The organism is Streptomyces sp. ICN903, from assembly GCF_022015835.1.
Classification (GTDB): Bacteria; Actinomycetota; Actinomycetes; order Streptomycetales; family Streptomycetaceae; genus Streptomyces; species Streptomyces fenghuangensis.
This window is the reverse complement of the sequence record NZ_JAKMAY010000197.1, coordinates 1-11,166: the sequence shown is the minus strand read 5'-3', so window position 1 is coordinate 11,166 and position 11,166 is coordinate 1. Positions and strand designations below refer to the sequence as shown.

Genomic DNA, 11,166 nt, shown 5'->3' with positions numbered 1-11,166 from the left:
GGGCGTCGTCGGGCGCGCCGGCGGTGGTGACGGTGACCCGGCCGGCCGCGACGTCGACCTCGACGTCCAGTACGCCGTCGAGGTCGCCGATGACCTTGGTGAGGGTGGCCTTGCAGTGGCCGCAGGTCATGCCGGAGACCGTGTAGACCGTGGTGGTGCCCTCGGTGGTGGCGGTCTGGGTGGTGCCGGTCGAGCAGCTTCCGTCGGGGGTGCAGCAGGACGACATGGTGTTCCTCCGGGAGATCTCGTTCATACCCCAGGGGGGTATCCCTGGTGTCGTCATGTATACCCCCCTCCCCTATGTTTGGCAAGTCCTCGCCGTTCGCTTGCATATACCCCTCGGGGGTATATGCTTCCGTGGCGGGACCTGAATGGGCAGGCCACGTTCGAGGAAGGTGAGAGCACCATGAACACCGGGCTTAAGATCACCGCGTTCACCGCCGCGCTCGCGGCCGCGTTCGGGGCGGCGTACGGGGTGGGGAACGCCGTGGACCCCGTCTCCACCGAACCCGCCCACGCGGCGCACGCCGACCGCGGAGCGGACGCGGGGCACGAGGACGCCGCGCCGGGACACGGGGGAGGAGGGGGCGGTCACGGGGAGACGCAGGCCGGCGGCCTGCAGATCTCCGAGGGCGGCTACACCCTGGACCTGGGCACCTCACGGGTGAAGGCGGGCGAGGAGACGGAGCTGAGCTTCACCGTCCGGGACGAGGACGGGCGGCCGCTCACCTCCTACCGCACCGAGCACGGCAAGCAGCTCCATCTGATCCTGGCCTCGCGGGACCTGGCGGTCTACCGCCACCTGCACCCGAAGCGGGCGGCCGACGGTACCTGGAGCGTCCCGGTGGACCTCCCCGCCGCCGGCGACTACCGCGTCTTCGCCGACTTCGTCCCGGCCGCCGAGGGGGCGAAGCCCCTCACCCTGGGCGCCGACCTCGCCGCCGTCGGCGAGTACGAGCCGAAGAAGCTCCCCGAGCCCTCCCGCACCGCCACCGTCGACGGTTACACCGTCACCCTCGACGGCTCCCTGCGCCCCGGCGCGACCGGAACCCTCGACCTGAAGGTCGCCAAGGACGGCCGTCCCGTCACCGACCTCCAGCCCTACCTCGGCGCCTACGGCCATCTGGTCGCCCTGCGCGCCGGCGACCTCGCCTACCTCCACGTTCACCCGAACGGTGAGCCCGGCGACGGCTCCACCGAGCCCGGACCCACCGTCTCCTTCGCCACCACCGCCCCCAGTAGCGGCTCCTACCGCCTCTTCCTGGACTTCAAGCACGACGGGAAGGTGCGCACCGCCGCCTTCACCGTAGCCGCCGACGGCACGGCGAAGACCGGGGAGAAGGCCGGGGAGGAGAAGGGCGACGAGGGCGCGGGCCACGACGACGGCGCACACCGGCACTGAACCGGCGCCCCGCCCGCGGACACCCTCTCGCCGGGTGACGGCGGGCCCGTCGGCGCGATACCCGGCCCGCCGCCCGGCGGCTCCGGCCGGGCGCTCCGGCCCCGCTCCTCACCCCGACCGGAGCGGGGCCGAGGCGCGTGCCCCGCACCGCCGGGGAACCCTCGATCCCGCGGATCGGACGCCAGGGGTCCCGGCGGCCGGTCCGAAGGCTTCCGCATGCCTCTCGGTGAACACGGAAGGTGGCCGAGCGGATGCGGTAAGTTCCGGTTCCCGTGTGCCCGGGCGGCTTCGGCGCCGCGCTCCCGGGCCCAGGCCCAGCGATCACCGTACGGAGGAAACGTGACCCCCACCGCCCGCACCCGCCTGCCGCGGCGGCACCGGCACGGTGCGAGGTGGCTGTGGGGCCTCCTGATGGGCGCCCTCGTGCTGATGGCCTTCGGCTGTCCGGCCCCCGTCCACTTCGCCGTCCATCCCGCCGGCGTGTCACAGGCGGGCGCGGCGGGGCACCACGTCCGGACCGGTGAGGCGGCCCGGGACACGCCGGTCACGCCCCACCACACCCACTCCGGCGCCGACTGCGCCGATCTTCTGCGCCCCCGGGCGGACGCGCCCTCCCCGTCGCCCCTCGTCCACGCGCCGCCGCCCGCCGCGCCCTTCGACGCCGAGCCCGTGACCGCGCGGACCCTTCTGTCCCCGGCGCCGCGGGGGAGACGGGCCATAGCCATACCCGCCGGGCCGACGGGCCGGGGGACGCTCACCGCCGTCTGCAGGTGGCGGATCTAGACCGCTTCGGTGCGGCCGGTGCACACCGGCCGCCGCACGGCGCGCACGGACGCGGGACTTCCGTCGTCCCCGCGCCCCGCCGCCGTGCGAGATCGAACCCCCGTGTTCAGATCCACCGATCGGAAGCGATCCCATGCACTCCACGACCCTCACGGTCCCCACCCCCGCCGGCCGGCCGCGGACCGGCACGGCCTTCGCGGGCGTCGGCCGGACCGCCGACCGCATGTCCGGACTGGTCGGCAACACCCCCCTGCTGTACGTCTCCGAGCCGCTCGCCCCGGCCGGGCGCGGTTTCTGGGCCAAACTCGAGGGCTTCAACCCCGGCGGCATCAAGGACCGCCCCGCTCTGCACATGGTCGAGCGGGCGCGCGCCCGCGGCGAGCTGCGCCCCGGCAAAGCGGTCATCGAGTCCACCAGCGGAACCCTCGGCCTGGGGCTGGCACTGGCCGGAATGGTCCACGGCCATCCGGTCACCCTGGTCACCGACCCCGGACTGGAGCCGTCCATGGCCCGGCTGCTGACCGCCCACGGCGCCCGGATCGAGACCGTCACCGAACCGCACCCGACCGGCGGCTGGCAGCAGGCCCGCCGTGACCGGGTGGCCCGGCTGCTGGCCCGCCACCCGGGCTCATGGTGCCCGGACCAGTACAACAACCCGGACAACGCCGCCGCCTACACGCCGCTCGCCCTGGAACTGGCGTCCCAGCTGGGCCACATCGACATCCTGGTGTGCAGTGTGGGCACCGGCGGCCACTCCGCGGGCATCTTCCGGACCCTGCGCCAGCTCTACCCGCAGCTGCGGATGGTCGGCGTGGACACCGTCGGCTCCACCATCTTCGGCCAGCCGGCCCGCAACCGGATCATGCGGGGGCTGGGATCGAGCATCCACCCCCGCAACGTCGCCTACGACCACTTCGCCGAGGTCCACTGGGTCGCTCCGGCCGAGGCGGTGTGGACCTGCCGGCGACTTGCCGCCTCCCAGTACGCGACCGGGGGATGGAGCGTGGGGGCGGTGGCCCTGGTCGCGGGCTGGCTGGCCCGCAGCCGGCCCGAGGGAACCCGGATCGCGGCGGTTTTCCCCGACGGGCCGCAGCGGTACCTCGGGACCGTCTACGACGACGACTACTGCACGGCCCACGGCCTGCTGGGCGTCAGGCCCGCGCAGGAGCCCGACGAGATCGCCCACCCCAGGGCCCGCGAAGTCGACCGCTGGACCAGGTGCACCACCGTCGTCGGCCCCACGGCGGCCGCGGCCGCGCAGACGGCGGAGGGCCACGGCGACGGGGGTGAGCGGTGAACAACCCCCTGGCGCGGACCCGCACCTTCGACCGCGGCGTACGGCTGCTGATGGTCAACCAGTTCACCATCAACCTCGGCTTCTACATGCTGATGCCCTACCTGGCCCAGCACCTGTCCGGAACCCTGGGGCTGGCCGCCTGGACCGTCGGCCTGATCCTGGGGGTGCGCAACTTCAGCCAGCAGGGGATGTTCTTCTTCGGCGGCACCCTGGCCGACCGGCTCGGCTACAAGCCGATGATCATCGCCGGTCTGGCGCTGAGAATCGCCGCCTTCGCCGTCCTGGGGCTGGTCGACTCCCTGCCCGCCCTGCTGGCCGCGTCGGCGGCCGTCGGCCTGGCGGGCGCCCTGTTCAATCCGGCGTCCCGGGCCTATCTGGCCCATGACGCCGGTGAGCGGCGCGTCGAGGCCTTCGCCCTGTTCAACGTCTACTACCAGGCCGGAATCCTGTTCGGCCCCCTGGTGGGCGTGGCCCTCACCGGGGTGAGCTTCCGGCTGACCTGCCTCGTGGCCGCCGGTGTGTTCGCCGTGCTGTCGGTCGTGCAGATCGTCGCGCTGCCCGCCCGCACCGCCCGGTGCGGCGGCGAGCGGCAGGCGGCCGGTGTGCTGTCCCAGTGGCGCACGGTACTGGCCAACCGGCCGTTCCTGCTGTTCTCCACGGCGATGATCGGCTCCTATGCGCTGTCCTTCCAGGTCTATCTGGCGCTGCCGCTGGAGGTGCGCCGGGTGGCCGGGGACGAGCGGGTCGGCACCGTCGGGGTCGGATTGCTGTTCGCGGCCTCGGGCCTGGCCACCATCGCCGGGCAGACCCGGCTGACCGCCTGGTGCGGGAAGCACCTCGGGGCCGGGCGGTCCATCGTGGCCGGACTGGCCTGTCTGGGAATCGCCTTCCTGCCGCCGGCGGCCGCCACCGCGGTCACGGCACCCGCCGACGGGCCGGCCCGCTGGCTCCTGGCCGTCCTTCCGCCGCTGATGTCGGCCCTGCTGCTGGCCCTGGGGACGATGCTGGCCTACCCGTTCGAGATGGACACCGTCGTGGCCCTGGCGGGCGACCGGTACGTGGCCACCCACTACGGCCTGTACAACACCATCTGCGGGGTCGGCATCGCCGTGGGCAACCTGCTCACCGGAGCGGCCCTGGACACCGCCCGCGCCGCGGGCGCGCCGGCTCTGCCGTGGGCCGTCCTCGGTGCCGTCGGCGCAGGATGCGCCCTGGCCGTGCTCCGCCTCCACCGTACGGGCCGTCTGGCTCCGGAGACCGTGCGGGCACGTCCCGTCACGGCCTGAGCGGCAGCGCCCCCCACCCGCCGAGGGGGTGGACACCGGCCGGTGCCCACCCCCTCGGACCGTCGACGGCCGGTGTCAGCCGATGCGCACGCCCCACATGAAGGGCATGCCGCTGGTGCTGATCGCCTCGTAGCGCACCACGGTGCCGGGCTTGGGGGCGTGGAGGATCTGCCCGTTGCCCGCGTAGAAGCCGACATGGCTGAGGTCGGTGCGCATGATGACGAGGTCGCCCGGCCGCAGGTCGCTCATGGAGTTGATCCGCGTGCCCGCACTGGCCTGGGCCTGGGAGGTCCGGGGGATGGAGACGCCCGCCTGGGCGAACGCCCAGGAGGTCAGGCCCGAGCAGTCGAAGGAGTTCGGCCCGGTGGCACCCCAGACGTACGGCATGCCGACCCTGGACTTCGCGGCCGAGAAGGCCGCGGCGGCGCGCTGCGAGGCGCTGGCCTCGTTGCCCAGGTCGACCCGCCGGCTGGCGCGATTGGCCCGCTCCTCCTCGGCGGCGATCTTCTCGCGCTCCCTGGCGGTCAGGGTGTTGAGGAGCTTCCGCGCCTTGGCGAGCTTGGCCTGGATCTCCTTCTTCTTGTCCTTCAGCTCCTTGCGGGCGTCCTCGAGGTCGCCGAGCTTCTCCGAGGCCTCCTCGCGCTTCTGCTCGAGCGTGCGCTGCTTGGACCGGATCTTCCGGAGCGTGTTGAGCTGCCGGCTGCCGATCTGGTCCAGGACGGCGGCCTTGGCCAGGTAGTCGTCGGGGTCGGAGGAGAGGAACAGCTGCACGGAGGGGTCCACCCCGCCGCTGCGGTACTGCGCGGTGGCCAGCGTGCCCAGGCTGTCCCTGAGGTCGTTGAGCTCCCCCTGGCCGCTCGCGACGCTGTCCTGCAGATCGCCGACCTGCTTCTGGAGCCTGTCCTGCTTCTCCTTGGCGGCGTTGTACTTCTCGGTGGCCTGTGTGGCCTGCTCGTAGAGCCTGTCGACCTGGGCCTTCACGCCCTTCTTGTTCGGATCCGGCAGGGGATCGGCGTGGGCCGTCTGCGTGGTGAGGGCCACCGCCGCCGCGGCGGCGGTGGTCAGCACGGTCGTGTAGGCGTGGCCTGGTTGCCTGGGACGACGGTGGGACGCCACGGAGACGAGCTCCTTCTTCCTGGGCCGCCTGCCGGGCACGGAACGCCGGCCCGGGTCCGCGTGGACTGCCGCAGACTCGGCGGGGCCTTCGCCGCCGCCCCGGATGGACGGCCGACTGTGCGAAGGTTCGAGCACGGATACTAATCAGCTAATCGCCTTAGCTTCAATTGAGGTCCCTCGGCGCGCAGGGTGGCCGGCATGCTCCTCGTGTCGCCGATCCCGTGCAAGGCCTCCGGGCGCAGCTGCCGCGTTCTTGAGCTATGGCGCTTGGCGGATACCCTCACGGCGAGGGCCCCGAGCAAGGGAAAGTGGCCGTGATCCGGCCGGCCACTACGATGGACCGGCGCCGGTTCGGCGGTGCTGGAGATCCGGTCGGGAGGGGAGTGTCCGTGCGACCGCTGGGCGAACTGGAGGCGGAGATCATGAACCGCCTGTGGACCTGGGGGCGCCCGGCCACGGCGCGGGACGTCCTCGTGGACCTGGGCAGGACCCGCTCCATCGCCTACAGCACGGTCAAGACCGTCGCCGAGATCCTGCACCGCAAGGGCCTGCTCCGCCGCGAGAAGCAGGGGCGGGCCTGGCTGTACGAGCCGACCTGCACCCGCCAGCAGTACACCGCGTCACTGATGCAGGACGCGCTGGGCGACAACCCCGATCCCGCGGGCGCGCTCCTGAGCTTCGTCGAGCGGATGTCCGCGGACGAGGTGGATGCGCTGCGCTCGGCCCTGCGGGCGGCGAAACGCCGGAGCGGGACGTGACGGAGGCCCTGGCCCTCGCCGGATACGCCCTCCTGGTGGGGGCCGTCGCCCCACGCGCGCTGGCCGGGGCGCGCTGGGCGCACCGCGCGCCCCGGCTGGCGGTTCTCGTCTGGTACGGGCTGATGGCGACGTTCACCGTGACCGTCGCGCTGGCCGCCTACCACGTGGCGCTGCGGGAGCGGCACGTGCACGACGGACTGGTCGGCCTGCTGACCGCCTGCGGCCTGTTCCCCGCGGCCTTCGGTCCGACGTCGCAGGCCGGTGCCGATCCCGCCGCGCTCCTGCCGCCCGCCCTCGTCGTGCTGCTCCCGGCCGGCTGGTTCCTGTGCACGCTGTGGCGCACCCGCCGTGCGCAGCGCCGCCATCTGGACCTGCTCGCGGTGCTCGGCAGCCCGTCCTGCGAGCACGACGCGGTGATCGTGGACCACGACACCCCTGCCGTCTACTGCCTGCCCGGGCGGTCCCGCCGGGTGGTCGTCACCCGGGGGGCGCTCAGGGCGCTCTCCCGGGAACAGCTCCAGGCGGTACTCGCGCACGAGCGGGCCCACATCGCCGGACGGCACCATCTGTGCCACGCGGCGACGGAGGCGTTCGGGAGGACCTTCCCGGGGCTTCCGCTCGCCCGGCACGCACGGGAGCAGACCGCTCTGCTGCTGGAGATGACCGCGGACGATCGGGCACTGCGCCATCACTCCCGGGAGACTCTGGCGGCCGCCATGTACGAGGTGGCGGCGGGGCGGACGCCCCGGGCGGCCTTCGGCGCGGGAGGATCCGGCGCGGCGGTCCGCCTGTACCGGCTCCTCACCCCCGAAGCGGGGCCGCACCGCGCGACGCGGCTGGGCATCGCCGCCGGATCCCTCGGCGCCATGCTGCTGCCGCTGCTCATCGCCTGCGGCCCGGCCCTGGGCTGACCGGCCGCGGCGGCCGGGACCATCGGCCCCCGCGCCGCGGCCGGCGCGGAGGCATGCCGGCAGTGGGTGGAACGCCGGAGCGGGCGCGCCGAACGCGGCAGCCGCGCCGGCCGGCCCGGGAGGTGACGGACGATGATGTTCTGGAACGGTCACGGCGTCAGCGGCTGGGAGTGGTTCGCGATGTCGGCCGGAATGCTCCTGTTCTGGGTGCTGGTCATCACCGCGGCGGTCCTGCTCTTCCGCGCCCTGGACCGTCCCCGGGGGCGCCCCCGCGCACCCGAGGGGCCCGGCGCGTCCAGGGGGTCCTCCGCCGAGCGGCTTCTGGCCGAGCGGTTCGCCCGCGGCGAGATCGACGAGGAGGAGTACCGGGGCCGCCTGGCCGTTCTGCACTCCTCCGGACCACCCGCCGAACCCTGACCGGGGACAGGGCCAGGGGCGTGGCCGGCTCCCGGCTCCGCCGCGCGGGGCGAGGGGCCGCCGCGCGTCGGACGAACCGTCGCGAGCGGGGGAGGAGGAGCCCCGGCACCGGCCGGTCCGGTGGAGTACGGGGGCCGAACGGGTGGCCGGGGAGCGAAGAGGGGATACCGAGGGCTCGTCGTGACAAAGGGATCGCGCGGCTGTCCGCCAGTCGCGCAGCCCTTCCGCCGGCGAACCACTCAGAAGGAAACCCATGAACAACTCGATTCCCCGCCGCGGTGCCGTGGCCGTCCTCGCCGCCCTGGCCCTCGTGGCCGCGCCCGCGGCCACCGCCTGGAGCGTCCCCGGCCAGGTCTCCGCCGGAGCCGCGACCGCGGAGCGGAGCAAGACCGCCCACATCCAGCCGCTGCCCACCTCCCCCGTGGCATACCGGTTCGGGGAGACGCTGGCCCGGTTGAGCGGGAAGAAGCTGGAAATCACCTTCTTCGCGGCGATCATCCCTCACCACCGGGCGGCGATCGAGATGGCGCGGCTCGAGCGCGAGCGCGGCACCGACGCGCGCATCCGCACCCACGCGGACAACATCATCGCCAACCAGCGCCACCAGATCGGCCAGTTCACCCGCTGGCTGAAGAAGTGGTACGGCCTCACACCCGAGCAGGCCCGGCAGCAGGCCCCCCAGGAGGCGAGGCAGGAGATCGCGGCCATGGAGGCAGAGGTGCGGCGCATGGTCGCCGAACTGCGGAAGGTGCCGGCGGGCGAGCGGTTCGACGTCGAGTTCGTGCGGCGGATGATCCCCCACCACAACTCCGGCATCATCGAGTTCCTCGAGCCGCAGTCCCGTGCCGACCACCCCCAGCTGAAGGTGGCGGCGGCTTCGGGGATCAACACCCAGGAAGCACAGATCGTGGACTTCCGCACCTGGCTGTCCGAGCAGGGGCGGTAGCCCGCGCGGTGGGCGAGGTGGTGGTGCCTCGCCCCCGGCCTCTCCCGGCCGTGAGGACTTTTCCGGCTGCCGGGAGTTCCGGAGACGCGCCTGCGCGTGAAAGCGATTCGGGAGGAGCGGCCGCACGGGCCTGCCGGACGAACCTCCGACCGCCACCGCCGCTCTCACGCCGGCGGCTACCGGACCCCTGTGGTCCGCTCCGGACCAGGCGCCGGCGCACCCCGCGGGACCAGTTCTTCAGCCGGGCCGGGCGGGAGCGTCCCGCGCCCCGGCGGTCGGTGCCGCGGGAGGCGGGCGTCCCCGGGGCCGACGAGGGGAGTAGGCGGCCCGCGTCCGCGAGTACACCGGGCAGCGGCGGACACTCAGGGGTTACCGCGCGGCGAAGGCTGGAATGGGGACGAGGCCTGACGCTCACCACCGCTGCCCGGGGCCAGGAACAGCGGGCCCGGCCCCTAGCCCTGTCTGACAAATCCCGCCTGCTCCGCGGCGTCTGGCAGGGCCTAGCCCGCCGATGTCTCCAACTGCTCGGTGAAGGTCCTGCCGCCGTCGGTGGACTCGTAGACGCCGCCGGCGGTGGCGGCCAGGACGCGGTCGGGGGTGACCGCGGTCAGGGCCTGGGGCTGCCCGCCGGGCACGGTGCCGGTCTCGCTCCAGCTCTCGCCGCCGTCGGTGCTGCGGTGCAGCGACCCGTCGGGACCGATCCCGTACAGCGCGTCCTTGCCGTCCTCCCCGGCCCAGGAGAGAAAAGCCAGGGCCGGTTCGGCGCCGCCCGTGAAGGTCTCGCCGCCATCGGTACTGCGGGCGATGCCGTCCTGGGTGGTGGCCAGGACGGTGTCGGGGTCGGCGGGGCTGACGGCGATGTCCAGGGCGGCCAGTTCGGCGCGCTCGTCCCACTTCCTGCCGTCCTGGCTGACGCGCAGCAGGCCGTGGGTGCTGTCGTAGCCGTAGATGGTGCCGTGGGCCTGCTCCAGGGCGTGGAAGTCGACCTCGCCACCGAGGGAGAGGGTCTTCCAGGTCTTCCCGGCGTCGGTGCTCTTGATCAGACCGCGGTTGGCGGGCTCGTCGCTGCCCTCGGGCGGGTGGCCGCTGCCGAGGAAGGTATCGGGCCCGGCGACGGTGAAGCCCATGTAGTCGGCGGTGTCACTCACGCGCTCGGCGGAGCCGTCGTCGTCCACGGCGATGACGCCGTGGTGGGTGGCGACGTAGAGCTTCCCGTCGCCTGGGTTGACGCCGAGGCCGTGGATGTGGCTGACCCCTGGCTCCGAGGCGTGGGAGTGCCCGTCGGAGGACGAGCCCGCGGGTTCGTCCGAGCCGCCGGAGCAGCCGGTCAGAACGGCCGCCAGCGTGATCGCCGTGGCTGCGGCCAGGGAACGGAGACGGACGGGCATCGAAGATCCTCGCATCGGTACGGACACCACGGGCGGGCCGCCCCCATGGGAGCGGTGCGCGGAATGGACTATTCCCCGCAGGGTACCGGCGGATGGACGCTCACCACTCGGGCTGTGACGAACGACTCCGAACCGACGCGAGGAGACCATGCGGGAGTTCCTGGACCTGGGGGCGATGCTGCTGCTCGCGGTCGGTGCGGTCGCCGGGCTGCGTCTGCTGCACCGGTTGACGGCCGTCCGGGCAGCTCCGCTGCTCGCCGCCCCCTTCCTCTCCGGCGACATCCCCGACGAGCATGCGCTGTCGCGCTTCCACGCCCGCTGGTACGCGCTGACGCTGCTGTTCCTCGCCTTCGACGTCGAGATGCTGTTCATGTACCCCTGGGCGGTCGTCGTCGCGGAGGTCGGGACGACGGCGGTGGTGGAGATGTTCGTCTTCCTCGGCCTGCTGATGTGCGGAGTGCTGTACGCCTGGCGCGAGGGGGCCCTGCGGTGGGCCTGAGCACCGCCCTGCGGAACCTGTCGGAGCGCCTGGCCGCACCGACCGCCCGTACCCCTCGCGTCCTGCTGGTGGCGTGCCCCGGGGCCACGGCCGTACGGCTGGCGGCGGAGGCGGCCGTCGCCGGACTCGGCGGGCGTCTGGCGGACTCGCCCGCCGAGGCGGACGTCCTGCTCGTGGCGGGAGAACCCTCCGAGGAGATGCGGGCCGCCACCGACACGGTGTGGGGGCAGATGCCGGAGCCGCGCGTGCGGGGGGAGGTGACGCGGTCCCGGGACGCCGGGGCGGTACTGCGCGGCCTCCTGCCCGCGCTCACCGGTCCCGGGCAGGAGACGGAGGCCGCACGGCGGGACGACGAGTGGGGGC

The 11,166-nt window shown here is 73.5% G+C and carries 12 protein-coding genes and 1 pseudogene; 10 read left to right on the top strand and 3 right to left on the bottom strand.

What is annotated here, in order from left to right; all coding sequences use genetic code 11:
* Nucleotides 1-226, bottom strand: a 226-nt coding sequence (locus L7D48_RS19415; protein ID WP_237880769.1) for a heavy-metal-associated domain-containing protein, incomplete at its 3' end; no start/stop codon positions are given.
* A gap of 180 nt (nt 227-406) precedes the next feature.
* Between L7D48_RS19415 and L7D48_RS19410 the strand changes: the two genes are divergently transcribed.
* The 4 genes from L7D48_RS19410 (at nt 407) to L7D48_RS19395 (ending at nt 4,768) form a co-directional block, all read left to right on the top strand.
* Complete coding sequence (locus tag L7D48_RS19410; protein ID WP_237880761.1) at nt 407-1,402, top strand: hypothetical protein; 996 nt, start codon at nt 407-409, stop codon at nt 1,400-1,402.
* 339 nt (nt 1,403-1,741) lie between these two features.
* Complete coding sequence (locus L7D48_RS19405) at nt 1,742-2,185, top strand: hypothetical protein (RefSeq protein ID WP_237880759.1); 444 nt, start codon at nt 1,742-1,744, stop codon at nt 2,183-2,185.
* Nucleotides 2,186-2,318: 133 nt separating this feature from the next.
* Complete coding sequence (locus tag L7D48_RS19400) at nt 2,319-3,482, top strand: PLP-dependent cysteine synthase family protein (protein WP_374492881.1); 1,164 nt, start codon at nt 2,319-2,321, stop codon at nt 3,480-3,482.
* Nucleotides 3,479-4,768 (top strand): MFS transporter, encoded by a 1,290-nt coding sequence (locus L7D48_RS19395; protein ID WP_237880756.1) that lies wholly within the window; start codon nt 3,479-3,481, stop codon nt 4,766-4,768. Before L7D48_RS19400 ends, L7D48_RS19395 begins: the two co-directional genes overlap by 4 nt.
* A gap of 75 nt (nt 4,769-4,843) precedes the next feature.
* On the opposite strand, the gene L7D48_RS19390 is transcribed toward L7D48_RS19395, so the two are convergent.
* The gene (locus L7D48_RS19390; protein WP_237880754.1) at nt 4,844-5,884 is read right to left on the bottom strand and encodes an NlpC/P60 family protein; all 1,041 of its coding nucleotides are present in this window, start codon (nt 5,882-5,884) and stop codon (nt 4,844-4,846) included.
* A gap of 389 nt (nt 5,885-6,273) precedes the next feature.
* On the opposite strand from L7D48_RS19390, the gene L7D48_RS19385 reads away from it, so the two are divergent.
* The 4 genes from L7D48_RS19385 to L7D48_RS19370 all read left to right on the top strand — a co-directional run bounded on the left by L7D48_RS19385 (nt 6,274) and on the right by L7D48_RS19370 (nt 8,916).
* Nucleotides 6,274-6,642 (top strand): BlaI/MecI/CopY family transcriptional regulator, encoded by a 369-nt coding sequence (locus tag L7D48_RS19385; RefSeq protein ID WP_237880765.1) that lies wholly within the window; start codon nt 6,274-6,276, stop codon nt 6,640-6,642.
* A complete protein-coding gene (locus L7D48_RS19380; protein ID WP_237880752.1) occupies nt 6,639-7,553 on the top strand; it encodes a M56 family metallopeptidase in 915 nt (304 codons plus the stop codon). Before L7D48_RS19385 ends, L7D48_RS19380 begins: the two co-directional genes overlap by 4 nt.
* Nucleotides 7,554-7,685: 132 nt before the next feature.
* Nucleotides 7,686-7,970, top strand: coding sequence for an SHOCT domain-containing protein (locus L7D48_RS19375; RefSeq protein ID WP_237880750.1), 285 nt, complete (start codon nt 7,686-7,688; stop codon nt 7,968-7,970).
* Nucleotides 7,971-8,223: 253 nt separating this feature from the next.
* A complete protein-coding gene (locus L7D48_RS19370) occupies nt 8,224-8,916 on the top strand; it encodes a DUF305 domain-containing protein (protein WP_237880747.1) in 693 nt (230 codons plus the stop codon).
* 500 nt (nt 8,917-9,416) lie between these two features.
* Here the strand turns inward: L7D48_RS19370 and L7D48_RS19365 are convergent, their stop codons facing one another.
* Nucleotides 9,417-10,304, bottom strand: coding sequence for a F510_1955 family glycosylhydrolase (locus tag L7D48_RS19365; RefSeq protein ID WP_237880746.1), 888 nt, complete (start codon nt 10,302-10,304; stop codon nt 9,417-9,419).
* 148 nt (nt 10,305-10,452) lie between these two features.
* Here L7D48_RS19365 and L7D48_RS19360 point away from each other — a divergent pair, with 148 nt between their 5' ends.
* The gene (locus L7D48_RS19360; RefSeq protein ID WP_374492875.1) at nt 10,453-10,803 is read left to right on the top strand and encodes an NADH-quinone oxidoreductase subunit A; all 351 of its coding nucleotides are present in this window, start codon (nt 10,453-10,455) and stop codon (nt 10,801-10,803) included.
* Nucleotides 10,794-11,166: pseudogene (locus L7D48_RS19355) on the top strand (hypothetical protein); the annotation flags it as partial. The gene L7D48_RS19360 and the pseudogene L7D48_RS19355, both read left to right, overlap by 10 nt.

Excerpts from the sequence above, each read along its gene's own strand:
- L7D48_RS19410 (WP_237880761.1), top strand. The coding sequence starts at position 407 with ATGAACACCGGGCTTAAGATCACCGCGTTCACCGCCGCGCTCGCGGCC.
- L7D48_RS19400 (WP_374492881.1), top strand. The coding sequence starts at position 2,319 with ATGCACTCCACGACCCTCACGGTCCCCACCCCCGCCGGCCGGCCGCGG.
- L7D48_RS19375 (WP_237880750.1), top strand. The coding sequence starts at position 7,686 with ATGATGTTCTGGAACGGTCACGGCGTCAGCGGCTGGGAGTGGTTCGCG.
- L7D48_RS19370 (WP_237880747.1), top strand. The coding sequence starts at position 8,224 with ATGAACAACTCGATTCCCCGCCGCGGTGCCGTGGCCGTCCTCGCCGCC.
- L7D48_RS19365 (WP_237880746.1), bottom strand. The coding sequence starts at position 10,304 with ATGCCCGTCCGTCTCCGTTCCCTGGCCGCAGCCACGGCGATCACGCTG.
- L7D48_RS19360 (WP_374492875.1), top strand. The coding sequence starts at position 10,453 with ATGCGGGAGTTCCTGGACCTGGGGGCGATGCTGCTGCTCGCGGTCGGT.